This window comes from Gloeobacter violaceus PCC 7421 (assembly GCF_000011385.1).
GTDB classification, from domain to species: Bacteria; Cyanobacteriota; Cyanobacteriia; order Gloeobacterales; family Gloeobacteraceae; genus Gloeobacter; species Gloeobacter violaceus.
This window is the reverse complement of record NC_005125.1, coordinates 2,804,086-2,830,136: the sequence shown is the minus strand read 5'-3', so window position 1 is coordinate 2,830,136 and position 26,051 is coordinate 2,804,086. Positions and strand designations below refer to the sequence as shown.

19 protein-coding genes, 1 tRNA gene and 1 pseudogene are annotated in these 26,051 nt (G+C 60.8%); 6 read left to right on the top strand and 15 right to left on the bottom strand.

All coding sequences use genetic code 11. From position 1 onward, the window contains the following. Positions 1–84 precede the first annotated feature (84 nt). The 4 genes from GLL_RS13765 to GLL_RS13750 all read left to right on the top strand — a co-directional run bounded on the left by GLL_RS13765 (position 85) and on the right by GLL_RS13750 (position 4,874). On the top strand, positions 85–1,716 hold the full coding sequence (locus GLL_RS13765; protein WP_164929076.1) for a GspE/PulE family protein: 1,632 nt from the start codon (positions 85–87) through the stop codon (positions 1,714–1,716). Positions 1,717–1,741: 25 nt separating this feature from the next. After that, entirely contained in the window at positions 1,742–2,899 is a 1,158-nt protein-coding gene (locus GLL_RS13760; RefSeq protein ID WP_011142660.1) for a type IV pilus twitching motility protein PilT, read from the top strand. A 20-nt stretch (positions 2,900–2,919) separates the two neighbouring features. After that, positions 2,920–4,152 (top strand): type II secretion system F family protein, encoded by a 1,233-nt coding sequence (locus tag GLL_RS13755; protein ID WP_011142659.1) that lies wholly within the window; start codon positions 2,920–2,922, stop codon positions 4,150–4,152. Between the two features lie 161 nt (positions 4,153–4,313). Further along, the gene (locus tag GLL_RS13750) at positions 4,314–4,874 is read left to right on the top strand and encodes a Uma2 family endonuclease (RefSeq protein ID WP_011142658.1); all 561 of its coding nucleotides are present in this window, start codon (positions 4,314–4,316) and stop codon (positions 4,872–4,874) included. A gap of 156 nt (positions 4,875–5,030) precedes the next feature. Here GLL_RS13750 and GLL_RS13745 read toward each other — a convergent pair whose 3' ends face one another. The 8 genes from GLL_RS13745 to GLL_RS13715 all read right to left on the bottom strand — a co-directional run bounded on the left by GLL_RS13745 (position 5,031) and on the right by GLL_RS13715 (position 11,809). Then, complete coding sequence (locus tag GLL_RS13745; RefSeq protein ID WP_197530003.1) at positions 5,031–5,741, bottom strand: nucleotidyl transferase AbiEii/AbiGii toxin family protein; 711 nt, start codon at positions 5,739–5,741, stop codon at positions 5,031–5,033. Between the two features lie 9 nt (positions 5,742–5,750). Beyond that, a complete protein-coding gene (locus tag GLL_RS22990; protein ID WP_011142656.1) occupies positions 5,751–5,954 on the bottom strand; it encodes a hypothetical protein in 204 nt (67 codons plus the stop codon). Next, positions 5,951–6,559: a type IV toxin-antitoxin system AbiEi family antitoxin domain-containing protein gene (locus tag GLL_RS13740; protein WP_011142655.1), complete on the bottom strand. Its 609-nt coding sequence runs from the start codon at positions 6,557–6,559 to the stop codon at positions 5,951–5,953. Before GLL_RS13740 ends, GLL_RS22990 begins: the two co-directional genes overlap by 4 nt. A gap of 333 nt (positions 6,560–6,892) precedes the next feature. Further along, positions 6,893–7,147, bottom strand: coding sequence for a UPF0175 family protein (locus GLL_RS13735; protein ID WP_011142654.1), 255 nt, complete (start codon positions 7,145–7,147; stop codon positions 6,893–6,895). A gap of 52 nt (positions 7,148–7,199) precedes the next feature. Then, entirely contained in the window at positions 7,200–9,923 is a 2,724-nt protein-coding gene (locus GLL_RS13730) for a tetratricopeptide repeat protein (protein WP_011142653.1), read from the bottom strand. Positions 9,924–9,987: 64 nt separating this feature from the next. Next, the gene (locus GLL_RS13725) at positions 9,988–10,209 is read right to left on the bottom strand and encodes a hypothetical protein (RefSeq protein WP_164929075.1); all 222 of its coding nucleotides are present in this window, start codon (positions 10,207–10,209) and stop codon (positions 9,988–9,990) included. A 291-nt stretch (positions 10,210–10,500) separates the two neighbouring features. Further along, positions 10,501–10,572: transfer RNA gene (locus GLL_RS13720), tRNA-Cys, on the bottom strand. Positions 10,573–10,597: 25 nt separating this feature from the next. Further along, positions 10,598–11,809 (bottom strand): M28 family peptidase, encoded by a 1,212-nt coding sequence (locus tag GLL_RS13715; protein ID WP_164929074.1) that lies wholly within the window; start codon positions 11,807–11,809, stop codon positions 10,598–10,600. A 106-nt stretch (positions 11,810–11,915) separates the two neighbouring features. Here GLL_RS13715 and ilvC point away from each other — a divergent pair, with 106 nt between their 5' ends. Continuing rightward, a complete protein-coding gene (ilvC, locus tag GLL_RS13710) occupies positions 11,916–12,914 on the top strand; it encodes a ketol-acid reductoisomerase (RefSeq protein ID WP_011142651.1) in 999 nt (332 codons plus the stop codon). A gap of 241 nt (positions 12,915–13,155) precedes the next feature. Here the strand turns inward: ilvC and psbA are convergent, their stop codons facing one another. Further along, the gene (psbA, locus tag GLL_RS13705) at positions 13,156–14,244 is read right to left on the bottom strand and encodes a photosystem II q(b) protein (RefSeq protein ID WP_011142650.1); all 1,089 of its coding nucleotides are present in this window, start codon (positions 14,242–14,244) and stop codon (positions 13,156–13,158) included. Positions 14,245–14,569: 325 nt separating this feature from the next. Here psbA and GLL_RS13700 point away from each other — a divergent pair, with 325 nt between their 5' ends. Further along, entirely contained in the window at positions 14,570–18,151 is a 3,582-nt protein-coding gene (locus GLL_RS13700) for an NB-ARC domain-containing protein (protein ID WP_011142649.1), read from the top strand. A gap of 39 nt (positions 18,152–18,190) precedes the next feature. Here the strand turns inward: GLL_RS13700 and GLL_RS13695 are convergent, their stop codons facing one another. The 6 genes and pseudogenes from GLL_RS13695 to GLL_RS13670 form a co-directional block, all read right to left on the bottom strand. Further along, entirely contained in the window at positions 18,191–19,045 is an 855-nt protein-coding gene (locus GLL_RS13695) for a hypothetical protein (protein WP_164929073.1), read from the bottom strand. A 30-nt stretch (positions 19,046–19,075) separates the two neighbouring features. After that, on the bottom strand, positions 19,076–19,957 hold the full coding sequence (locus GLL_RS13690; protein ID WP_164929072.1) for a hypothetical protein: 882 nt from the start codon (positions 19,955–19,957) through the stop codon (positions 19,076–19,078). A gap of 123 nt (positions 19,958–20,080) precedes the next feature. Beyond that, a complete protein-coding gene (gene infB / locus GLL_RS13685; RefSeq protein WP_011142646.1) occupies positions 20,081–22,858 on the bottom strand; it encodes a translation initiation factor IF-2 in 2,778 nt (925 codons plus the stop codon). A 64-nt stretch (positions 22,859–22,922) separates the two neighbouring features. After that, a pseudogene (locus tag GLL_RS23555) lies at positions 22,923–23,186 on the bottom strand (YlxR family protein); the annotation flags it as partial. Between the two features lie 10 nt (positions 23,187–23,196). Further along, positions 23,197–23,694, bottom strand: a complete 498-nt coding sequence (locus tag GLL_RS13675) for a hypothetical protein (RefSeq protein WP_011142644.1) — start codon at positions 23,692–23,694, stop codon at positions 23,197–23,199. Further along, positions 23,687–26,044 (bottom strand): AAA family ATPase, encoded by a 2,358-nt coding sequence (locus tag GLL_RS13670; protein WP_011142643.1) that lies wholly within the window; start codon positions 26,042–26,044, stop codon positions 23,687–23,689. Before GLL_RS13670 ends, GLL_RS13675 begins: the two co-directional genes overlap by 8 nt. Between the last annotated feature and the right edge of the window lie 7 nt (positions 26,045–26,051).

Sequence of the window (26,051 nt, the reverse complement as noted above, 5' to 3'; positions counted from 1 at the left end):
GCCCGGTTTGTTCGGCGCCGCACGGGTGAGAAACCGGCACCGTCGCGGGGTACGCTCTGTTTGGCGTTTACCCGGATTGGGTTCATGGCATCCGCCCAGCGATTGTTCGAATTGAAGATCCGCTACGGCGTCGCCGCCTTCGACCCCGGCGGGGTCGATCCGGTTCGCCTGCGGCGGTTGGTCGAGAGCTGGCTATCTATCGAAAGTTGCGCCCACTACCGGCTGCTGCCCGTGCGCGAGGAGGAGGGGGTGCTGGCCGTGGCGATGGTCGATCCTGAGCGCCTCGAAGCCCTCGACGAACTGCAGCGGCGGGGGCGGTTGCGCGGTCTCGCCCTGCGCCGTCTTGCCATCGACGCCCAGGATTTTGCCACGTTGCTTGCAGCCTGCCAGGCAGCGCCGATGGGGACGGATCCGGAGTCGGCGGCGGGCGAGCTGGAGGCGCCCGTGGTGCGGCTTTCCTCCCAGATTCTCGATCGGGCGGTGGCGGAAGGGGCCTCCGACATCCACATCGAACCGCAGCCCGCCGGGGTGCGCGTCCGCCTGCGCAGGGACGGTGTCCTGCACGAGGCCGGCGAACCGCTGAGCGCCGAGCTGGGATTGGCGCTGGTGTCGCGCTTCAAGATCCTCTCGGAACTGGATATTGCCGAGCGCCGTCTGCCCCAAGACGGCCGTTTGCACCGCCGCGTCGGGGAGCGGGCCGTCGATTTTCGCGTCTCGACGTTGCCGGGGCGCTTCGGAGAGAAAGTGGTGCTGAGGCTGCTCGACAACGCCGCCACCCGCTTGGGGCTCGACCAGTTGATTGGCGAGGCCGGGACGCTCACGGCGGTGCGCGAATTGATTCGTCGCCCCCACGGGCTGTTTCTGGTCACCGGTCCCACCGGCTGCGGCAAGACGACCACCCTCTACGCGGCGCTTGCCGAGCGCAACGAGCCGGGGGTCAACATCGCCACCGCCGAAGATCCGGTGGAGTACACCCTGGCGGGGATCACCCAGGTGCAGGTAATCCGCGAGAAGGGCCTCGATTTTGCCCGCATCCTGCGCGCGCTGCTCCGCCAAGATCCCGACGTCGTGCTGGTGGGGGAGACCCGCGACCGCGAGACCGCCCAGACCGCCATCGAAGCGGCCCTCACCGGTCACCTGGTGCTCACCAGCCTGCACACCAACGACGCGGCCGGAGCGGTGGCGCGCCTCAGGGAGCTGGGGGTGGCCCCCTATTTGATTGCCAGTGCCCTGGTGGGCGTGCTCGCCCAGCGGCTGTTGCGCCGGCTTTGCGGCGAATGCAAAGAGGCGTATGTACCGCCTCCTGAGCGCCTCGCCCGCTTTGGCCTCACAGGCGGGACGTACTTTCGAGTGCGGGGGCAGAGGGGAGCAGCCTGCCCCGGCTGCGGCGGCGTAGGTTATAAAGGGCGCGTCGGAGTTTACGAAATCATGTCCCTGGGAGAACACCTGCGCCAACTGATCGGCCGCGAAGCCACCACCCAGACGCTGCGCGAGGCGGCGGCGGGGGGCGGGATGCGTTCGCTGCTGGCAGGTTCTCTAGATCTGGCGCGCGCGGGGGTGACCAGCCTGGAGGAAGTCGAGCGCGTCACCCTGTCCGACACCGACCAAGCGGGAAGCCCCGCGGCCGCGAGCCACCCCATCTGCCGCGGCTGCGGCGGCGAGTTGCACAGCGAATGGCCCGCCTGTCCCTACTGCACTTTGCCCCGGATCGATTAGCCAGCGAGAGTTTCGGAGGAACGCCATGCCCGTACCGACCATCCAGCAACTGATGCAGACCGTCGTCGACTGGTCGGGATCCGACCTGCACATCGCTGCCGGGATGCCGCCGTGCATCCGCGCCGGGGGCAAATTGCGCTTTGCGGGTGAATCGCCCCTCGCTCCCGACGACACCCAGGCGATGATCTTCAGCCTGCTCACCCCCGGCCAGCGCCAACACCTCGAAGCGCACTGGGAATTGGATTTCTCCCACGGTATCGGTGCCACCCGCTTTCGCATCAATGTCTACAAGGACAAGGGCCACTACGCCGCCGCCCTGCGTGCCCTCAGCTCGAAGATCCCGGCCATCGACGAATTGGGCCTGCCGCCGGTGATGCGCGATATCGCCGACCGGCCCCGCGGATTGGTGCTGGTCACCGGTCCCACCGGCTCGGGCAAGACGACCACCCTCGCTTCGCTCATCGACTACATCAACACCAGCCGATCCGAACACATCCTCACCGTCGAAGATCCGATCGAGTATCTGTTCGTGCCCAAAAAGTCCTTTATCAACCAGCGCCAGTTGGGCGAGGATACCAAGAGTTTTGCCAACGCCCTGCGCGCCGCCCTGCGCGAGGATCCGGACGTCATCCTCGTCGGTGAGATGCGCGATCTGGAGACGATCCAGCTGGCGATCACCGCCGCCGAGACGGGCCACCTGGTCTTTGCCACCCTGCACACCTCCTCCGCCGCCCAGACGGTCGACCGCATGGTCGATGTCTTCCCGCCCGCCCAGCAGCAGCAAATCCGCGTACAGCTTTCCAATTCGCTGGTGGCGGTCTTCGCCCAAACGCTGATCCCGCGCGCCGACGCCGGCAGCGGCATCCAGTCGCGCTGCCTGGCGCAGGAGATCATGATCGTCACCCCTGCCATCGCCAACCTCATCCGCGAGGGCAAGACCAGCCAGATCTACTCGGCCATCCAGACCGGCGGCAATCTGGGCATGAAGACCCTGGAGACATCCCTGCGCGACCTGTACGCGGCGGGCCGGATTTCCTACGAGAACGCCCTCGCCCGCACCTCCAGGCCCGAGGAGTTCCAGCGCATAGCCGGAGCCCCCCCGGCGGCGGGCCGTCCGGCCGTCGGCCCCGGCGGCGGCGGTGGTTCCCGCCCCTCGTTCACCCAGCCCATCACCAACCGCTAAGCTGCCTTTGAGCGACCGCTATGCCGCAATTCAAGTACCGCGTGCGCGACTACCGGGGGACCGCCATCGAGGAGACCGTCGAGGCCGACAGCGCCGTCACGCTGCGCACGCGCCTGCGCGAGCAGGGCATGTACGTGCTGCAGATTGCCGAGGTCCAGCCGAGCGCCCTGCAGGGGGCTTTTTCGCTGGAGGCGCTCCAGACGGCCACCACCCGCATCACCATCCGCGACAAGTCGCTGTTTGCCCGTCAGCTCGCGGCGATGACCAGCGCCGGCGTCTCGCTGGTGCGCTCGCTGACGGTGCTCGAAGAGCAGTCGACCAACCGCAAGCTCAAAAAAGTGCTCACCCAGGTGAGCTTCGACGTCCAGCAGGGCAGCAGCCTTGCCGCCTCGATGCGCAAGTTTCCCCAGGCTTTCGACAACCTGTTCGTGGCGATGATCCAGGCGGGCGAAGCCGGGGGGCTGCTCGATCAGGTGCTCGACCGGCTCTCCAAGTTGCTTGAAGACCAAGACCGTCTGCAGCGGCAGGTGCGATCCGCCCTCGCCTATCCGGTTACGGTGCTTATCCTCGCGGTGATTATTTTCCTGGCGATGGTGACGTTCATCCTGCCGGTCTTCAAGGACATCTTCAAGCAACTCGGGGGCGAATTACCCGCCTTTACCCAGACGTTGATGGGCCTGAGCGAACTGCTGCAAAACCCGTTTGCCTGGGCGTTTTTGATTGTCGCCGGCAGTGGGATCACCTGGCTGTACCGGCGCTACAACAATTCCCCCGGCGGCAGGCGGGTGGTCGACCGCATCAAGCTTGCTCTGCCTTTGTTTGGCGATTTGATTCAAAAAGCCTCGGTGGCTCGCTTCTGCCGCACGTTCGGCTCGCTGGTGCGATCCGGGGTGCCTATCCTCAGTGCCCTGGAGATCGTCCGCGACACCGCCGGCAATGCCGTGATCGCCGACGCCGTGGATGAAGCGCGCCGGGTGATCCGCGAAGGCAGTCTGATTAGCCCCACCCTCAAAAAAGAAAAAGCCTTTCCGCCCATGGCAGTACAGATGATCAGCGTCGGCGAAGAGTCGGGCGAACTCGACAGCATGCTGATGAAAGTCGCCGATTTCTACGAATCGGAAGTCGAGCAGGCGGTCAAGGCGCTTACCAGTTTGCTGGAGCCCATCATGATCGTGGTACTCGGGGGACTGGTGGGCTCGGTCATTCTGGCGATGTACCTGCCGCTGTTTACGGTCTTCGACTTGATCAAGTAGTGCGCCCAGAACCGGAGCTCTCGGCGTACCGGGAGCGGTCAAGCCGGAAAAGCATCCAGGCCGTATCTACGGAATCCCAGAAATAGAGGGTGTTGGTTCACAGACGTGGCCGGTGGCGCTTTTTGAGTCACAATCGACTCAACTGTCAAGGAATCGGGTCGGTGGTCGCTGTATCGGAACGCCGTTTTATGGTTGCTGAGTATCACCGGATTCTCGAAGCCGGGGTGTTCGGACTGGACGAGAACATCGAACTGCTGCAAGGACGCATCCTGTCTATGCCCCCGCAAGGCCCACTGCACGCCGCGGTGGTGCGGCGTCTCCTGCAAGCGCTTCTGGCCCTGGGCTACCCACTCGGTCAACTCCTCTCCGAGCAGCCGATCGCTTTGAGCGCGGACAGCGAACCTGTCCCGGATGTGTTTCTGGTCGAGCCCGACCCGGAAGGACTGGATTACGAAGGTGGACACCCTACTCCAGACCGGGTGCTGCTGGTGATCGAAGTTGCGGCCTCCACTCTGGCTGCAGACCTCTCGATCAAGGCCCGCGCCTACGCAGCGGCGGGCATCCCGCGCTACTGGGTGGTGGATGTCGAAAACGCCAGGCTTTACGAACACACGCTGCCTGTCGCCGAAGGCTACGCAAATGTGGTAGTTCGCAACCGTCAGGAATCCCTCGCACTGCCCAATGGCGCCCGTCTTGAGATGGGCCTCCTGTTCAGGCGCTAAATGAACGCCGACAGAGAGATTCACAATCAGGACATGGGTTTGATTTTGAGAGGCGGCACCTAAATTCGAACTGGGGAATCACGGTTTTGCAGACCCTGGGGCAATCCTTCAAACTCGAACACGGAGGAGTTTAGCACACCCGTTTTTGTGCTTGGCTCAGGGCTTGACTGCGGTGGGGCGCCAGGGGCCGCCCGGCGGCCAGCACAGCTTGAACGGAGCTGTTTGCGATCCGGCCAGCGCCGGAGGCATGAGAAACCGCTCTAGTTCACAAGCCACTTGAGCCAACTCCTGCGGTTGCATTCTTAAGCGTCCCTTTTTGAGGAATGCTGCCCATTGGGCCTTCTTGGCCACATCATCCGTGAACTGCCTCGTCAGGGCCAGAGGTGTGGCAACCGGCAGCGCTGTATCGCGTCGCTCGAAAGTCCCTTTGATTGCCAAGCGCAGGGTTTCTCCTTCAAATTGGAAGTCTCGGCACAGAAACCACAGATCGTAGAAGTCTTTCATCCGGCTGTTACCGATACCCAACTCCACCATTGCCTGGAATTTCTCCGCTACCACGGTTTCAGCCGGGTAGGCGCGAAGGCGGGGTTTTGCAGATGTCGGAAGGATTGTCGGGTACTCAGTGGATTGAGGAGAAGGATAAACGTGGTCTCCAAAACCGATGTCAATCTGGATAGGGATCCGGATTTTTCCCAGGCACGCCTCGAACTCCAGCCTTACCCCTTCGTACTTCTGTCCTTCTTTGAGCACCCGTGAACGAACGGTATTCGCCTTCAAGTCGAGGCCATCCGCTTCCACTTCCAGCGTGCAAATTTCCCGGAAAACCTCCTCCAGATGGGCGGTCGTGTTGTCTCCAGACCCCAACAAGTCCACATCCTAGGTGGCCCGGTGCGGTTCGTCGGCCCAGATGGCAAAGAGCATCGCTCCTTTGAGGACGAAGCTCTCGACGTGCCGGGAGCGGCCAAGCCGGTAAAGCACTCGCTCCAGGGCGTAGCGCGTCACAAGAAACTGAAACTCCTCTCCCCGACGCCGGTGCTCCGCGTACAGGCGGTCGCGCACGGAGGCGGCCATGTCCTTCATGTTTCCGCCAGCGCCTCCAGGTAGGGGCGCATGACGTTTGCCACCCGGCAGATACGGGCGTAATGCCACAGCTCATCCATCGAGCAACGCCCCTCACGGCGGCATTCACGAAGGGCTTCGAGAGCCACATCCAGGCCGATCTTATTGCGGTACTTGAAGCAATCGGTCACGGTCTTGGCCAGACAGTACACCCGCACCGGCACTCCTTCCACCACATACTCTTCAACACCGGAGGTGAATGCCTCGCCGGAAAACCAAACAACCCGCAGAGGGATCGCCAGGTCGGCGGGACGATAGGCTTTGTGGTCAATGGCCATCCAGACTTCAAAGGGCGCCTGGGTGGTCAGTTCGTGAAAGCGCAGAGCCGACAGCAGGCAGACGATCCCGCGGTGAACTAGCGTAGAAGCGACTGCCAGGCTGTGGTGGGTGGTGATGTCTGCCCTGGTGTTCCTGTAAATGCCGCGGGCAATCTGCTCGATCTGTCCTGCTTCCTCCAGACGCCGCAGACTAGATCGATGGAGGCCGGAACCATTGAGATCCTTGAACCTGAAAATAGCCCGGTTCTGCAGGCATTCACGGGACGCTGAAACAGAGTCAGTAGCCATGATGCCAGCCTAGCAACAAAAACACGGCAAAAGTTCAAATATGCCGAGATTTTGTACTTGTAGAACGGTTTGCTAGAGAGCGCCAAAGCTGCGCAAGTCCTGGTCCAAGATCCCAGGCAGCAATTACAGGAGCAATGGATACAGATTCGGTTTTTTTTGCCCACGAGGCGTGGGGTAGAGTTTGGGCAGCAAGATCATCCTTGCATGCAGTGACTTCTTGCCACACTGCTGGAGGAACCTGGATCTGGATTCTGGATGAAGAGCTCGGGCAACAGGAATACCAATTGGCTCTTGCAGAGCGTGATCAGGGGCGAGGCGTTGACCACGACGCGCTCAGTCGGCATCACTCAGTTCTCTTGCCAGTTCAGCTTCGGTGTACTGGCAAGGAGAGACTTGATAGCGAAAGAGGGCATTGATGAACTCGGCACGGCTCAGACCGGCGATTTCTGCTGCTTTACTCTGGGAGATCTGACCCAGTTCATACCACTTGATAGCAGCCGCGACGCGCATTTCTTGAGCAAATTCATCGGGGGTTTTCCGAAGTGCAGAGAACACAGTTTCAGGTAGATCAACGGTGATGTGAGTCATCCTCGGGGCTCCAATATGCGAACAAATTACACATTATTAAGTTAAGCAGGTCTTAATCGGAAAAACTCCTTAGACAGGACAGTTTTTCTTGCATATCGAGGTCGTCTGGGCAGTTTTGAAGATATGTCTCAAAAGCAACTAATGCATTCTGCAAGAACAGGCTAACAGAATCAGACAGGCTAAGGTAACTCGAAAGATAAACAGCTTCAAACAAAGCCAAACCCTTCATTTTAATGCAGTTTATATTATTGGGAATGCGCTGCAAAGCTTCGCTATACGCTTCAACAGCTTCATTCAATCTTTGCAGCGCCTCAGGATATCGATCCATTTTCAAAAGATTACGATAGCTAGCGAACAAAGTATTGCCTTTCGCGAAATAGCCCCCAAAATAATCGGGTGACAGTTCAAGTGCTATGTCGTAGTTGATAATAGAACTTACAAAATTTTCCTCAGCCCCAGCGCAATCATTTAGCAGAGATTTCCATCTTGCAAGATTGTCAAATGTAACAGCTCTATTTTTGTAGCCGTTGAAATTCTCGGGCTGAAGCTCTAACAGCCTGTCATACGTAGAGATGGATTCATTGTATATATCTTCTGGGTTGGATAATTGAGGCTCGTGTTCGGCCATTCGGGCGAGATGATCTAGAATGAGACCGCTTCGAAAAAGTACACTGGTGAAATCAGGGAATATGAGTAACGTTTCTCTGCACAATAACAACGCTTCATTGAGCCTTTCCTTGGCTTCGAGAATGCTGACGTACTTGAGCAAAACAGCCAAGTCGAACAATCCTCTAAGCTTATTGACTGTTAGGTATTTATCATCGTCCGTTGTATTTCCTAACCCAGATTCTAATGCATTTTCGACGACAGCTATGGCTTGACGTAAAACTTGAATTGCCTCGTCAACACCAACCGTCCTCGCTTGGATATCGGCAAGGTCCATCAATGCAGAAGATTTGTTTACGACAAAAGACACATTCTGAGGCTCCAATGCAAGAAGTTCGTCGGAAACATCGATGGCTTCAGTAAACCTGCTCCTGGCTTCGTCAAGTTGGCCAAGGTTTGCAAAATACAGTCCAACACTCAATAGAACAGTGACTTTGTCTAACCCTGATATATCCATCAAAACCAAGACGTCCAGCAGGTTGCGACACAGCTCATAGTTTCCGAATCTTTCTGCCCTTAGAAATTCCGGCCACCAACTGGCTATCCCTTGCTTTTGATCCAAGCAATAGCAGTGGTATATGGACTCAGCAAGATTCCCTTCTCTTTGGTAATAATCGATCAAGAGTTCGTGCGCACGACGAGTCAACTCCGTATCAAATTGGGTATTGAGCCGCCTCATAAGATCATGAATACGATACGAACCATTACGGTTTTGGGTCGGCCACACGAATGAATATCTGCAAAGCACTCGAAAAGTAGCGTCGTCGGTGTCAAAATTTAGGCTCTGCCCGAGTACACGGAAGACACTGAGATCAAACGATCGACAAGCACTCAAGGCTTCTAGGATATCCAGCAGCTTCTCGTTCGCATAGTGGGTTAGTCTTTCAAGCAGTTCGCGAGGCTTATTGGTTTGCGAAGCACTTTGTGCAAACGTGTCTGCTTGGATCTCCTCTTCTTGGTTTCGCGCTGCTAATACTAAGTCCGCACAGAGCGCGAGGTAAAGGGGGTGGATCTCGCCATCTCTCACACTGGCGTAACGAAGCATGCTCGATTGCAGTGTCGGTGTCGATATGTTTAACTTTTGCAAGTACTCGCGACCGTCTGCTTCTGTCAGGTGGCCGACAAGCTCAGATTCTAGATGTTTGCGAGAAATCGGATGCCGACTCGCTTCGGACCATCGAGGAGGCTCCCGGCTTGCAACGACTACCACAATGCCGCCAGCGAGATCCAAAGAGAGAAGGAAACGGCGGAACCACTCGTCGCGTTGGTGATAGCTTCCTGGTGCAGCGTCTTGTTCAGTGCCCCAGAAAGCTTGGTGAGCATCAAAAAGCAGGACGATCCTGGCTTTGGGGAACCGAGCCATCGCATCATTGATATCCTTGGCGAGGAGTTCCGGCAGTTTCGGTAATAAATCGCGACGTGGATTCCTCTGGCAGAGCTCACGCATCCAGTGTTCGTCTAGTTGGCCCTCGAACTGCACACGCAACTGTTGTTCATCGGTAGGCAATGTGTAATTTGCAATGATTCTTCGAACGGCATTTCCAGCAGTGGCAATCGGAATTCCGATTGCGCTGTCAACGATAGCTGCTACAAAGTCAAAAACTGCGTCTGTCGGAAAAAGAGGACGGATTTCTTGTTTTGATTTCCCCGTTCGATGTAAGGACCATGCGATTGCAAAGGAAAAACGCGGAAATACGAAGCAGTGCTTTAAGCCCCTAGTGATCGCAGCTTGCACAAGGGCGTTGTGGATCATGAGGGTTCCATAAAGGTCGTGCTGGGGCTGTTCTTCGTTGCAACCAGGTTGGCCAAAGTCGTGAAATACTGAGAGGATCGGTAGGTAGTGAGAGTTGGGTAAAGCCGTGAGTCTGTTTACGAAGTCGCGATCGTCGTCGTTGGCGTTAGCTTGTTCCCAGTCCTGAAAGAGCTTGCAAGCACTCTCATACCAGTAGCGCAATAGCAAAGACTTGCCGTTGCCCCCATCACCGTGGAGACAAAGCACAGTCTGGGGAGTAGGATTGCTGTGAAGCCGTGTGGCAAAACGCCGAGTGAGCGAGTGCCGATTTGTGAAATGCTGCAGGGCAAAGTATTCTTCGGTGATTCCGTCGGGCATTCCTTCTTTCTTCCTCGCCAAACGACTACGACTTTATCGAAAATTCTGAACAGGCTTGTTGCCCTCAGTCAGACCTAGCGGAACCAGGACTCAGGATTGGTCCGGTAGATTGGCATTGAGCGCGGTACTGACCGATAGGGCTTTCCCTATGGAGGCGCTCGGATTCATCGATCAACGCCTGAAGCTGCTCTGACCACTGGCGCAACGCTTCGGTATGTTCGTGCAGTTCCTGCAAGTGCTGTTGATGGGTCAGCCAGTCTGCTTTCAACTCGGGTTGCTCAGCCATCAAAGCCTCCAATCTCGGCGGATTTCCTGAATGCTACGAACCATGGCGTCAAAGCGTTGCTGGACTTGTGTGTAGCTCCGCCGCAACATGTCCGTTGTAGCGGTGGCTTATTGCGGTTCATCCTCGGCAATTCTGACCAGTAGCCCGGTCCGCCACTACCGAATTGTGGTTTGCAGCCAAGCAATACTGTATTCGAATTCCCGGGCGGCACACATCTGCGAGAAGTTACGGGCATCCCGTCGGCAGAGATGCCTTTGTGCGCGATTCCGAATGGTGTGCTGTGTAATCGAGAGGCGGCACCCAGATTCGAACTGGGGGATCAGGGTTTTGCAGACCCTTGCCTTACCGCTTGGCTATGCCGCCCTGGACGGTTTTATCCGGCTATTCATCATAGCGAACGCTCCGGGCTTTCGGAAAGAGCCGGGGGCAGCAGCGCGCCCACGGTGCCAAGGGCGGCTTCGACGGTCGCCTCCAATAGCCGCGGATCCACCTGCTTGTCTCCGGGCTGGTGGTAGTTGGGATCCTGGCCCCGGTGGAAAAAGAGTACCGGTACCTTGGCCGCGGCAAAGGAGGCGTGATCGCTGGCGTTGCTCGGGCGCACCTTCTGCACGGCGCTCACCGATTTTTCGACAAGGGCGACCAGTTCGGGGGTGCCGCCCACCAAGAGCTTTTCGTTCACGCCCACCATGTCGAAGTTGAGCATGCCGCGCAGTGCTTTGATCAAGGGCGCCGAAGCGGAGCGCACGAAGTGGCGGGAGCCCACTAGTCCCTCTTCTTCGGCGTCGAAGTGCACGAACCAGGCACGACGGGCCAGGGGCGTACCGGCCAGCCGCCGGGCGCTTTCCAGCAGTACGGCGGAGCCGCTGGCGTTGTCGTTGGCTCCGGGCGCACCTTCGACCGAATCGTAATGGGCTCCGAGCAAGACCTGCGGCGTGCTCACCCCGGCAAGGCGGGCGATCACATTGCGGCCGGTGAGCGAGACGACTTCGGTGCGCACCTCCAGTTGCACGGGTTTAGGAAATTTGCCCGCGAGCAACGCGCTCCCTTGTTTACCCGAAAGACCGAGGACCGGGATAGCGGCTTTGCCTCCCAGGGTGCCCATCAGGGGGCCATCCTGGGAATTGACGACCACCAGGCCCACCGCCCCGGCCTGAGCCGCCTGGCGCGCTTTTTCGAGAAACGGGATTTTGCCGCGGCGGACGATGGCGACGGCTCCCTTGACATCGACGCGGGCGAAATCGGCAGATTCTCCTACGCCCGGCACCACCACTGCAGCGGTAGCAGCATTCCCGGCTATCGATCCGGACAGGGCGCGTCCCTTTAGCCGCTCGTCTTCAACGAGCAGCGACGAACCGAGATCGTTGAATTTCTCGAAGGAAAAGGGCTGGATTTCGACTTCATAGCCCGCCGCCCGGTACTGCTCACCTAGATAAGCGCTCGCCCGCTCGGCGGCGGCCGATCCGGCCACCCGCGGCCCCCCGGCGAGCAACGCCTGCACATCGGCCCCGAGCCGCTCGGCGAGGGGATAAACCGGTTGGGCAAAAACCAGCAAACTGATCGCCAGCAGCACAGCGCCACCGGCCCGCCAGGGTTGCACCATAGAGAGCCATCGCAAGGATATGCTTTCCAGACGCGCCGTCGGCTCGCGCGTTCCTGACGGCTGGGGTAAGCTGTTATCCACCGTTTTGCTTGGGAGCATCCAGTTTATGACCAGGGCGCGCATGTACTACGACGAGGACGCCGATCTGTCGGTACTCGACAACAAGACGATCGCCATCGTCGGCTACGGATCCCAGGGCCATGCCCACGCCCTGAATCTCAAAGACTCGGGAATCGACGTGATCGTGGGTCTGTACGAAGGCTCGCGCTCCTGGGCGCGCGCCGAAAACGAGGGCCTTGCCGTCTATCCGACCGCTGAGGCGGCGGCCAAGGCGGATCTGGTGATGATTTTGTTGCCCGACGAAGTGCAGCGCGAGATCTACAACCGCGACATCGCCCCGCACCTGGGCACAGGCAAAACCCTCGCCTTCGCCCACGGCTTCAATATTCATTTCTCCCAGATCGTCCCTTCCCAAGAGGTGGACGTGCTCATGGTCGCCCCCAAAGGTCCCGGCCACCTGGTGCGCCGCGTGTTCACCGAAGGCAAGGGGGTACCGTGTCTGTTTGCCGTCGAGCAGGATGCGAGCGGCCGGGCGCGCGCCACGGCGATGGCCTACGCCCGGGCGATCGGCGGCACGCGGGCGGGCATTTTGGAGACCACCTTTCGAGAAGAAGCCGAGACGGACCTCTTCGGCGAGCAAACCGTGCTCTGCGGGGGGCTGACCGCCCTCATCAAGGCGGGCTTCGAGACGCTGGTGGAGGCGGGCTACCAGCCGGAACTGGCTTACTTCGAGTGCCTGCACGAGGTGAAGCTGATCGTCGATTTGATCGTCGAGGGGGGACTGGCCAAGATGCGCGACTCGATCTCCAACACGGCCGAATTCGGCGATTACACCCGCGGCCCGCGCATCGTCGATGAGCGCACCAAGGCTGAGATGAAAAAGATCCTGGCCGAAATCCAGAACGGTGAATTTGCCAAACAGTGGGTGCTGGATAGCCAGGCCAATTACGCGAGCTTCAAGGCGATGCGCCGCCGCGAAGCCGAACACCCGATCGAAGAGGTGGGGGCGGATCTGCGCAAGATGATGTCCTGGCTACGCCCCTGAATGCGCTTGAGAGCGGAGCCGGCCGACTGAAAATCCCAATTCGCCCAAACAGCCAATCGGAGCGCAGACAAAAACCCGCGGGCAGAAGGACTCCGCCCGCGGGCAACAATGACTGCTTACTTGATATACGTCTTTCGTTTGTGAGAAGACCCAAAAGCCTTCTCGGGGGGAAGCTCAGGAGTCTTTGATCCGCTCCGCAAAGGAAGGAGACCGGTAGAGCCTCCCTCTCAAAGTCGAAATACTAACCGCCCACTTTAGCGGTGCTGACCGCCACCGGAGCCGACTCCGTCCCGGCCAGATCCAGCGGGAAGTTGTGGGCATTGCGCTCGTGCATCACTTCCATGCCCAGATTTGCCCGGTTGACGATGTCCGCCCACGTGTAAATCGCCCGGCCCTGAGAATCCACGATGCTGCTGTTGAAATTGAAGCCGTTCAGGTTGAACGCCATCACGCTGATACCCAGCGAGGTAAACCAGATGCCGATCACCGGGAAGGCCGCCATGATAAAGTGCAGCGAGCGGGAATTCGCCCCCCAGAACGCGAAGTACTGGAAGACGAGCCGACTGATGTAGCCGTGGGCAGCAGAGATGTTGTAAGTCTCCTCCGCCTGGCCGAACTTGTAGCCGTAGTTCTGCGACTCTTCGTAGGAAGTCTCGCTCACCAGCGAAGAAGTGACCAGGCTGCCGTGCATGGCCGAAATCAACGCCCCGCCGAACACCCCCGCCACCCCCAGCATGTGGAAGGGGTGGTTGAGGATGTTGTGCTCCGCCTGAAAAACAAACATGAAGTTGAACGTGCCCGAAATGCCCAGGGGCATCCCGTCACTGAAGCTGCCCTGGCCGATCGGGTAGACGAGGAAAACGGCGGTCGCGGCGGCCACAGGAGCGCTGTAGGCGATGCAGATCCACGGACGCAGGCCCAAACGGTAGCTGAGCTCCCACTCGCGGCCCAGGTAGCAAAACACCCCAATCAAAAAATGGAAGACCACCAGCTGGTAGGGGCCGCCGTTGTAGAGCCACTCGTCCATCGAAGCCGCTTCCCAAATTGGGTAGAAGTGCAGGCCAATGGCGTTGGAAGACGGGATCACCGCCCCGGTGATGATGTTGTTGCCGTACAGCAGTGAGCCCGAGATCGGCTCGCGGATGCCGTCCATATCCACCGGCGGCGCAGCCACGAAGGCAATCACAAAACAGATGGTGGCCGAGAGTAAGGTGGGGATCATGAGCACGCCGAACCAACCGACGTAGAAGCGGTTGTGGGTGGAGGTCACCCAATCGGCGAAGCGATCCCACAACCCCTGCGCCTGACGGCGCTCGAGAGTTGCAGTCATAGCAGCACTCCAAAATAAGGGTTTCGTTGCAACCGGATAGGCATCCGGTCGCCTGACAGTTAACAGTCTGTAACAGCGCCCCGGCCGCTTCCAGGCAAGTTGTCGTCGTTAAGTTAGAAACTTACGGCGACGTTTGGCAAAGCTCCGGTTGCCATCGCACCAGGGACTTGATCTCCGCTTGCGTCCACCGGCAATTCACCGGAACGATAAGGCGGAAAGATAAGCCAAACGTCCGGTTGCGGACGTGGCAGCGTTGCCGGACGGGTTTGCAGCATCTACTGTTAAATGGACGCAGTTTTTCGTAACAATTGGGTGGTCGCGGACGATGTCCCAACACCAGGTAGATCTACTGAGAAAACGGCGGCGCGGCGTCGTCTTGAGTGAGCGGGGTCTGCAGAAATTGCGGCGGGCGATTGCCGCAGCGGAGCAAGAAGAACTCGAAGGCTGGCGCTACACGCTGGAAGCGCTCAGCGCCCGCATCGGGCTTACCGCCCGCACGATCGCGCGGGTACTCGCCGGTCGGGAGGGGCTCGACCGCAGCACGCTGGAGCATTGTTTTTCGCGCTTCGGGTTGCAACTGGAAGCGGCCGATTACACCAGCCTGCCGCTGGAAGCACTCGCGGTGGTGCGTCCCCATACCCACCAGTACTGGGGTGAAGCGGTCGATGTGTCGGTATTTTTTGGCCGCGAGCGGGAATTGGCCACACTCGAAAGCTGGCTGGTGGAGGAGCGCTGCCGGTTGGTGGCCATCCTGGGCATGGGGGGAATGGGCAAGACTTCGCTTTCGGTGAAACTGGCGCAGCAGGTGCAGGCGTACTTCGAGTGGGTGATCTGGCGCAGCCTTGCCGATGCACCACCAATGAGCGAACTGTCGGCCGAGTGGGTGGCCCTGATGGGCGGCGGCGGGGTGGAGCTGCCCGACACTGCAGGAGCGCAGATCTCGCTGTTGTTGCGGTACTTGCGCGCCCATCGCTGCCTGCTGGTACTCGACAACTGCGAGACGATTTTGCAAGGGGGCGGGGAAGCTGCCGGTACTGCGGGGCTGTGTAGGCCGGGCTTCGAGGATTACGGGGAACTGCTGCGCAGGCTTGGCGAGGTGCCCCACGACAGTTGTCTGGTGCTCACCAGCCGCGAAAAACCCGAGGCCGTAGCCCGCCAGGAGGGCAGCCGCCTGCCGGTGCGTTCGCTGGCTCTGGGAGGGCTGTCCGCCCCCGAGGCGAACGCGCTGTTGCTGGTGAAGGATTTGCAGGCCACCCCGAGTGAGTGCGTCCGCCTGGTGGATCTGTACCTGGGCAATCCGCTGGCGCTCAAAATTGTCGCCGCCACCATTCGCGATACCTTCGCTGGCAGCCTGACGGGTTTTCTAGCCCAGGGGGCGAGCGTGATGGGCGGCATCCGCACGTTGCTGGACGAGCAGTTTACCCGCACCTCGCCGATGGAGCAACAACTGCTCTTCTGGCTTGCCATCCACCGCGAACCGGTGCCCATCGACCGCTTGCGCACAGCCCTGGTGGAACCCTGGGCCACCGAGCGGCTGCTGGGTGTGCTCGAATCGCTCTCGCGCCGCTCGCTGATTGAACTGCGAACCGAGCGGCCGGGCGCAGAGGGAGGTGGCTTCGCGCTGCAGCCGGTGGTACTGGAATATCTGGTCGACCGACTGGTGGAGGCGGCCTGTCGGGAAATCTGCACCCTCACCCCGGCGGTCCTCCACCGCCATGCCCTGTTACAGGCCCAGACCAAAGATTACCTGCGCGCCACCCAGGAACAGCTTCTCCTCCGGCCGGTGCTGGAGGCGCTCATCGTGGCCCTCGGCTCCCCCGCCGCCGCCGAAGAGCAACTGCGGACGCTGGTTGCGAGCCTGCGCCGTTCGAGTGTGGGGCGCGGCTACGCCGCCGGCAACGCCCTCAACTTGCTGGGCCATCTGGACGCGGACCTGAGCGGAATGGACCTTGCGGGGCTCGCGGTCTGGCAGGCGTACCTGCCGGAAAGGCGCCTGTGCCGGGTCGATTTTACCGGCGCGGATCTAAACGGCTCGGTGTTCGCCCGCGTCTTCGCGCTGATCGTGGTCCTTGCTTTTCATCCGCGCGGGCACCTGCTTGCCTGCGGTGATTCGACCGGCAAAATCTATTTGTGGCAAACGGACAACGGCCGGCAGGTCGCCTGCTTCGAGGCCCAACCGGAGGCAGTCTGGGGACTGGTCTTTACTCCCAAAGGCGATACGCTCGTCTCGGCGGCCGGGCGCGGCGTCGATGCGGCAATTCAATTTTGGGACGTGGAGAGCGGTCGCTGCCTGCGCTCCCACAAAGTGCACACCGGCACGATCCCGACCCTGGCCATCTCCGCCGACGGCGAGTACCTGGCAAGCGGCGGAGCGGACGGTCAGATCCACCTGTGGCGCCGCGCGGACGGCTACGGCAACAGTTGCGTCCTGGTGGGATTATCCCGGACGATCTACGGATTGGCCTTCAGCCCCGACGGACGGTGGCTGGTTTCCGCCGGGGCCGACTGCCTGTTGCGGGTCTGGGATGTCGAGAGCAGCGTCTGTCTAAGGGTGCTGGGAGGCCACACCGACTGGATCAAATCGGTGGCCTTCAGCCCCTCGGGACACCTGGTGGCAAGCGCCGGCATCGACCGCACCGTGCGCCTTTGGGATCCGGCCGGCGGTGAGTGCGTGGCCGTCCTCGAAGGGCACACCGGCCCGACCTTGAGCGTGCTGTTCATCGACGACACCACGGTGGCGAGCGGCAGCACCGACCGCTCCATCCGCTTCTGGGATGTGGCCACCGGTCGCTGCACCCGGCTGATTGCCGCCCACGACAACAACGTCATGGCTTTGGCCCTCAGTCCCTGCGGTACCCGGCTTGCCAGCGGCAGCGACGATCAGGCGATCCGCCTGTGGGAAGTGTCCACCGGCCGCCTGCTGCGCACCATCTGCGGGCGGATCAACTGGTTGACCTCGGGCACCTTCAGCCCCGACGGGCGCTTCGTAGCCGCCGGGGGCGAATACGATCTGGTGCTTTTGTGGGACCGCATCGCCGACCGGCAGTGGCGGCTGGTGGGCCACACCGGTGCTGTGGGTGCCGTCGTCTTCAGCCCCGACCGGGAGCACCTGGCAAGCGCCAGCGCCGACGGGACGATTCGCTTGTGGTCGCTTACTTCCCACCGCCAGGTGGCAATCTTCGAGGGGCACACCGCCGCCATCCGCGGCCTGGCATTTAGCCCCGACGGCGCGCTTTTGGTCAGCTGCGGTTACGACAGCGGCGTGAGAGTCTGGCAGGTATCCACCGGCCACCTGCTGCGCAGCGGCGGCGAACAACTCGTCGACAGCGTCGCCGTGGCTTCCGACGGGAAGCGGCTGGCGGTGGGCCTGATCGACGATCGCGCCGAGATCTGGGATTTAGAGACGTTCGAGAAGCTGCAAATTTTTCCGGGCCACCGCGAATGGGCCTGGCAGGTGGCCTTCAGCCCCGACGGCCGGATTTTGGCCTCCGGCAGCCACGACGGCACCGTCCGCCTCTGGGACAGCGCCGAGGGCAAGTTGTTGCACACGCTGGAGGCCCACCGTGGCTGGGTGTGGCGGGTGGCCTTCAGCCCCGACGGTCAATTTCTCGCTTCAGCGGGTACCGACGCGAAGGCGGCGGTATGGGAGGTGGCCACGGGCCGCCGTCTGCGTGCCTGGCAGGCGCACAATAGTTGGGTCATCTCGGTCGCCTTCTCGCCGGACGGCCGGATCCTACTCACCGCCGGCATCGACGTCATGCTCAAACTCTGGGACCGCGAGACGGGCGAGTGTCTCAAGTCGGTGCAGGTGGAGCGGCTCTACGAAGGCATGAACATCGCCGGGGCAACGGGTCTCACCCCGACGCAGGTGGCGACGCTCAAGGCGTTGGGAGCTGTTGAGACCTGAGTTTTTGCCCGGACATCAGGACTTTGCGTGTGTGCGTCACTACTCGGTCAAGCGATCATGTTCTTGCGAAGTTGTTTTTCCTTTCCACGGTTGCTTGACAGCCAGAGCCACGCCTGAGAGGATGCTTAACCCGATTGCTGCTGCCATCAATGTTGCGCCTACCGCTTGCCACAATTCCCCACGGCTGGCAAGGCCTTTGAAAAGATCTGGAAGGCCCCAAATACGAACAATGCTGACGCCAAGAACGCCAGTCAGGGAACCAACAAGCCACTGGAAGTTTGATGACTTTCTGCGCCACTCCGGCGTCACGGCATTAGGAGCATGCGAAGCGATAAGTTCAGTAAATTCAGCGATGGAACGATCGATTTCGTACCAATAAATAAGAAGGTCAGACTTGAGATTTTTGCCAGTCCATTGCATCAGTTCTTCCAGGTTTTTGGCCGCGATCACTTTCCTTATCTGCAACCAATGCGACGGCATAAATAAACACTCTACAAGAACGGCTACTTTCAGAGCATTAAATTGCTTTCCTTTAATACTTTGAGCGCTGCCTAGTAATCCTTCCTCAAGAAGATTGAGACCGATATAACTATTTGAATGTCGAATTGCTTGAACTTTATTCCACCCAATTGAGAGGACTCCATCATCGAATATCTGTTCGATTTTGCTTGTCGAAATCAATAGTCTTGGTGCAGGAATAAGTAGCCTTATCAACACCGATGAGATTGACATACTAAATAAAATAAGGGCTCCAACACCGGTAGCCACATATCCTATGTTGCTCGTACTGATAAGAAGTGAGCAGATCAAGAACACACACACTGAAGCGAGTAACGAAAATGTGATCTCTCGTCTTCGATTCGGCTTTATCTCATATCGCGCTTCGTCTTTCAATGCTTACCGCTCCCTCTGCAATCGGTGTTTTTATGGAACGCGTCCATTATCCGGAGGCAAGCCCATTTCTTTGCAAGCGTCCTCCCAGGCATCGACCTTTCGTTTTCCTTCCAAAGCCATCTGAGTGATCACAGCACCACCCACCGTACCTATACCTTCACCAAGCTTGTCCGCACCTGGAAACTTGGATGCTGCCCCTGCTGTTTTGCCCAGTTGCCCACCAAGCCAACCACCAGCGGCTGTCCAGCCAATCTCGCTGACACGCTGATCGGCCTCCGCATCCGCTAGATCAGGCTTAGGCTGCCCTTTGTGTGCTTGGTACAGCTCATCACAGCGCTGTTGGTTGCGAGAAGGAGTACTCTGCTCCAAAGATTCCAGATCTCGGGCTAGCAGCTCTGCGTCTGCGCCACTGGTGGTTTCCAGTCCGTTGGAGCCAAAGTAGTCTGGCTGCTCCACAAAAACGCTTGAAGCAAGATAGGCCGGCTGATCGTCGCCATTCCAAGTAACAAAATCGCTCTGTTCCTGGGGTACTACATCACTGCCATCCGATTGAGCAGAGACAGCTTCATAAGAGATTGCACCATCGAAACCAATGAGCGTAGATTCCTCAACCAGGCTGGAGCCGTTATTTTGCCTGTTGGATAGATCAAAGTGGCTTTCCAGATCTTCTCCTGTAAGGTTTGCGTCTACCTCAGCGGTCTCCCAATAGTCGAAGAAGATGATCGCATCTGCGGATGAATAATCGTCTCTCTCTACACTCTCCGGTAATTCCTCATCCGTGTAGAGAGCGATGTCAACATCATCGTCGTGGACACTACTGCCAACGCCTGACTCATCAAGCCACTCCAACGAGTCGTACTTTTCGTCTCGCTCCATCGTCTCCTCGGCAGCGAAAAGATGTTTGCCATTCAATCCATACAAATCTTACATGAAAAGCGTGATAAGTCAAACATTCTGAACATCCAGCTGCTGTTGCAAAGACAAAAAATGGACCGGCTAAGGCCGGTCCATCTTGAGAGAAACAAGTCTCAGAACTTAGTTGAGGGTGCGCTTCTGGGTGACCATGCGGAAGCACTCGATCAGATCGCCCGGTTGCCAGGAGGCGAATTTGTCGGAGCCGACGCCGCACTCGAAGCCGGTGGCCACTTCCTTGGCGTCCTCTTTGAAGCGCTTGAGCGAATCGACGTGCCCTTCGAAGACGACTTCTTTGCCGCGGCGCACTCGCATCTGGGCGTTGCGCAGCAGCTTGCCCTCCTTGACGTAGCAGCCGGCCACCTGGCCTTTGCCCACCGGGAAGACCTGGCGCACCTCGGCCCCACCGAGGGCTTCCTCGACCAGTTCAGGGTCCAGCAGACCTTCCATCGCCAGTTGGATATCTTCGAGCAGCTTGTAGATGACGTCGTACTCGCGTACGTCCACACCCGCCTGCTCCGCCGCCTGGCGCGCACCGCTCGCCAGGGTGGTGCTGAAGGAGAGGATGACGGCGTTGGAAGCGGCAGCCAGGTCGATGTCGGTCTCGGAGACCTCGCCCGCCGCCGCCTGCAGGACGCGCAGTTGTACCTTGTCCTGGGGGAGCTTCTCCAGAGAAGCCCGGATCGCTTCGACCGAGCCCTGCACATCGGCGCGGATGATGAGGGCGAGTTCTTTGAGCTCGCCTTCTTGCGCCTGGGCCGAAAAAGCCCCGAGCGAGACGCGGCGCGAAGCCATCTGCTGTTGCAGGCGGTTTTCGCGGGCCTTGGAAGTGCGCTCGTCGGCAATGCGCCGGGCCTCGCGCTCGTCGCTGTAGACCTCGAACTCGTCGCCCGCCTGGGGCACGTCGGTCAGGCCCAATACCTCGACGGGCATCGAAGGGGGTGCTGCGTCGACCCGGTTGCCGCGGTCGTCGTAGAGCGCGCGCACCTTGCCGAAGATCGAGCCCACCACGATGATGTCGCCCACGTGCAGGGTGCCGTTTTGGACTAGGGCGGTCGCCACCGGACCGCGGGCCTTGTCCAGGTTCGCTTCGATGATCGTGCCTTTGGCCTGGCGGTTGGGGTTGGCCATCAACTCCAGTTCGTAGTCGGCCACCAACAGCAGATTCTCAAGCAACAAGTCGAGGTTGAGCTTTTGCTTGGCGCTCACCGGTACCATCACCGTCTTGCCGCCCCACTCCTCGGGGACCAGATCGTACTCGGTGAGTTCCTGCTTGACGCGCTCGGGGTTGGCGTCGGGCTTGTCGACTTTGTTGATGGCGACTAAAATCGGCACCCCGGCAGCCTTGGCGTGGGAGATCGCTTCGATGGTCTGGGGTTTGACGCCGTCGTCGGCCGCCACCACCAGCACGGTGATGTCGGTGACCTTGGCGCCGCGGGCGCGCATCGCCGTGAACGCCTCGTGGCCGGGGGTGTCGAGGAACACCAGCTTGCGCGGGCCTGCCTCGGTGGGCACCTCGATCTGGTAGGCGCCGATGTGTTGGGTGATGCCGCCCGCCTCGCCCTCGGCGACCCGCGCCGAGCGGATGGCATCCAATAGCGACGTTTTGCCGTGGTCGACGTGGCCCATGATCGTGACAACCGGCGGGCGCACCTCCAGGCTCTCGATATCGCCGACATCGAGCATTTCGGTCTTGGTGGCCTGGGCGACGGCGGTCTCGGCCTGCACTTCGTAACCCAGTTCGCGGGCCACCAGTTCGGCGGTGGCCTGATCGAGGGTCTGGTTGATGTTGACCATGACGCTCTTCATAAAGAGCGTCTTGATGATTTCGGTGGTGGGTACGTGCATGCGCTGGGCCAGATCCTGCACCGAAATGTTGCCGCTGAGCAACAAGATCTTGGGTTGCTCATCGACCACCGCCGCCTCGCGCTCGTCGCGGCGGCGCATCGGGCCGCCGGGACGGCCGCCGCCACTGCCGCTGCCGGCCTTGGTGATCGCCCCTTTTTTGGCGATGCCGGAACCGGAGCGGGTCGGGGTCTGGGGGGCGGGCTGAGCCGGGACCGGCCGGGTCGGCTGAAGGCCTCCCCGGTTGGGAGCGATCAGCGGCCCACCGCGCTTTTCGGGGCGGCTCGGCGGTTGGGCGGGCGGTTGAGGCCGGCGCGGCTCGGACGGTTGCTCGGCGGTGGGCCGGGGCGCCGGAGCCGGGGCCGGGGTGGGCTTGGCCGGAGCCGGGGGAGCGGGCGGACGCACTGGTTGCGGCGCTTCGGCGGCCGGGGCGGGAAGCGGCGTCGGCTCCGGCTCCGGCGGGGCGGCCTCGCTGGTCGGAGCGGCAGGAGCCTCCACAACGGTCTGGGCGATCGAGATTGGCATCGAGTCTTCGTCTGCGGTGTAGTTGTCGGCTTCAACGTCCGCCGCGTCGATAGGCAACGGCGAGGTGACTGGACTCACGGCGATCGGCTCGACCGCCTCCTGGACGCTCGGCGCGGCCGCCTGCTCGGCGACCTGTTCGGGGACGGGTAGTTCGGGGAGGGTGGGAATGGGTAAGGGTTGCGCTTCGGTGGGGACTGCAGGGGTGACGGTGGAGACCAGAATCTGGGAGACCTCGGTGCGCACGGGCGGCTGGTAACCCACCGGCGGCCGACGCACCTCGAGGATTTGCTGCTTGTTGGCGGCGGCAGCCCCCTGCTGCTGGATCTTCGCCTTTTTGCGGCCTCCAGGGGGCAGTCCGCGCTGAAATGCTTCGCGGATCGAATCGGCTTCTTGCTCGGAGATCGTGCTGCTGTGGGTTTTGTGAGCAATGCCCAGTCGCTGGCAAACCGCCATCACATCTCGATTGTCCCGTCCAAGGTCGCGAGCCAGGTCGTAGATCCTAATTTTTCCTTGCATGTTCGCGTTGGTCATCCACTGGCCCTCCACTAGATTCCGATGAGGCGGTCGCCGACGCCTTAGGCTTTACGATCTTAGCCAGTTCGCTGCGAAGCTGCTCGTAGACAGCCTCGTCGACACGAGCCTTGAGCGCCCGAGCGAGCCGATTTTTGCGCTGTGCCAGACGCAAACATTCCTCGCGGGGACACAGGTAAGCCGAGCGACCCATTCCCTCATTCAATTGTATCTGCCAGCCGGGGTGGACCCGGACGATCCGCCAAAAGCTCTCGCGCTCACCCGTGCGCCGGCAACTGACGCAGCGGCGCTGATTTTTCTTGGGATTGACGGCGGCGGGGTTCGAAATAAGGCGGATCCTACTCGGCGGGCTCCTTCTGTTGTAGCTGCTCAAGGGCGGTCTGGGCCTTGGCGTTGTTGGGATCGAGTTCGACGGCAAGCTTCAGGGCGTCGAGGGCCTCGGCGTTGCGACCGGCTCCCATGTGGCCGAAACCGACAATCGAGATGGCGAAGGACTTTTCGATCGGATCGCTGGAAAGTTCAAAAGCCCGGTTGGCTTCGCGGATCGCCCCTTCGTACCAGTCGTCGCTGTAGAACGCCTGGGCCAGACTCAGGTGGGGCCGCACCCAGTCGGGCCTGAGTGCCGCCGCCTGCCTGAGGGCGCGCTGGCCGTCCAGGGTCTGGGGGGCCGTTTCGCCTGTGAGCAGATAATATTCGCCCAGCATCTGGGTGCCGAAGCGGGCGAAAGCGCCAAAGCCCCCGAGCAAGGTGAAAATAGCCCCCAGTACCAACAGCTGCACCCACTGCCGCCGGCGGTAGGAGGCATTGGCCAACCAGTAGAACGCCCGCTCAGCCATCGCCGCCGTCGTCTTTGCAGGCGGCGCGCCCGGAAGGCTCGATGGTCTCGCCGCGCAGGACGCGCAGGATGTCCTCGCCGTAGAGCGATTCGCGCTCCAGTAGGGCCGCGGTGAGCCGCTCGTGCTCGTCGCGGTGCGCTTCGAGGATGGTGCGCGCTTCACTTTTGGCTTCGCGCAGGAGTTTTTCGACTGCGAGGTCGAGCCGTTCTTTGGTGCGCTCGGAGATCACGCGGCCCCCCGCCGCCGCCGCCGCCATCTGCGCGTAGTCGGCCAAAAATTCTTCGCCCATCCCCAACTGCCAGACGTAGCGGTGGGCGAGGTGGGCGGCCCGGGCCAGATCGGCGCCCGCCCCGGTGGTGACGGTGCCGTAGAACAACTCCTCCGCCACCCGGCCCCCGAAGAGCACCTGGATTTCGGCGCGGATCCCCTCGCGCGTCTCAAAGGAGAGTTGCTCCTCGTCTTGAATCGACCAGCTGTACCCGGCGGTGCCCTCCAGATCCGGGCTGATCGTCAGCTTGTGCAGGATGCGCCGCGGGCGGGCATGGTACTCGACCACGGCGTGGCCCGCCTCGTGGAGTGCGGCAAGGCGCCGGTCCTCGGCGTTGACCTTGCGCCGGGAATTGAGGCCAAACAGCACCCGCTCGATGCCCTGGTTGAGGTCGAACTGGGTGACCTGCCCGCGCCCGTCGCGCACGGCGATGAAACTGGCTTCGTTGACACTCGCCGCCACCTCCGCCCCCGACATGTTCCAGGAGGCGCGGGCCAGTTGGCGGCAGTTGATCCCGACCACCGCCTGCACCCTGGCCAGGTAGTGTTCAAAAAGCCGCTCGCGCGCATCGAGATCCGGCAGCGGCACCGCCACGGTGCGATCGAGCCTTCCGGGCCTCAGCAGGGCCGGATCGAGGGTGTCGAGGCGGTTGGTGGCGCCGATGGTGAGCACGTTGGATCGGCCGAAGCCGTCCAGTTCGACTAGAAATTGATTGAGGGTGCGGTCGGCTTCGCCGCTCGAATCGAGTCCCCGGCGGGCGGCAAGGGCGTCGATTTCGTCGATGAAGACGATGGCCGCCTTGTGCTTGCGCGCCTGGCGGTAGACCTGGCGGACGCGGGAGGCTCCCAATCCCACCCAGACTTCGGTGAAATCGGAGCCGGACAGGGCATAAAAGGGCACCCCCGCCTCGTTGGCGATCGCCTTGGCGAGCAGCGTCTTGCCGGTGCCGGGCGGCCCCACGAACAAAAAGCCCCTGGGCACCTTGGCGCCAATGCGGCGATAACGATCCGGGGAGCGCAAAAAATCGATAAATTCCTGCACCTCGCCTTTGGCTTCTTCGCAGCCGATCACCTCGGCCAGCCGCACGGCCAGATCGCCGGAGCGGCCGATGATAAAGGTGCCGCTCCGGCGTTCGAGGGTGGCCGAAACCTTGTCGACGGCGGTAGTGAGGTCGGACTCGGCAATCTCGACCCGTCCGCCGCGCACCGCGAGCAGGCCCGCCTCGTTGACCGCCCGGCGAATTTCGGCGGGGGTGAAGTTGACGGCGAGCTTGGCGGCGGCCGCCGGGTCGGCGGTATTGCAGGTGCGCTCCAGGTAGAAGCGAAACAGTTTTTCGCGGTCGGCCTCCGCAGGCGGACCGATATAAATTTGCCAGTCGAGGCGACCCGGGCGCATGACCGCCGCGTCGACTTGATCTTCGAGGTTGGTGGCTCCGATCGTGATCACCCCGGGGTTGATCGCGAAGCCGTCCAGTTCGTTGAGAAAGGCGTTGAGGGTGTTGCTGTCGCCCTCGAAGGTGCCGAGGCCCGTGCCGCGCGCTTTGGCGAGCACTTCGATTTCGTCGATAAAGACGATCGCTCTGGGGTGGCGGCGGGCGGTGCGGTAGATCTGGCGAATGCGCTGGGAACCGACGCCCAAAAACATATTCGCAAAATCCGCCGCCGCCAGGCTATAGAACGGCACCCCCGCCTCGTTGGCGATGGCGCGGGCGATCATCGTCTTGCCGGTGCCCGGCGGTCCTACCAGCAGCACCCCCCGGGGCGGTTCGGCCCCCACTACCCGGTAGGATTCGGGGCGCTTGAGCACGTCTACCAGTTGTTCGAGTTCCTGCTTCGCTTCTTCGAGGCCGACGATGTCGCAGAAGCGCACCTCCCGGTCGCGCTCGCCCTCGCGGTAGCGGCCCAACCAGCGTGCCAAAGGCCCGCCGCTGCTTGGGCGGCGCGCTTTGGCCCCTTTTCCCAGCCCCGTGCCGCCTACGAAAATGAGCAGGTAGGCGAAGGCAAAGACCATCCCCTGCACGAGGATCAATAACAGGAAACCCAGGAAGTTGACAAAGCTCTGCAGGATCTCAAAGGCGAGCATAGACCGG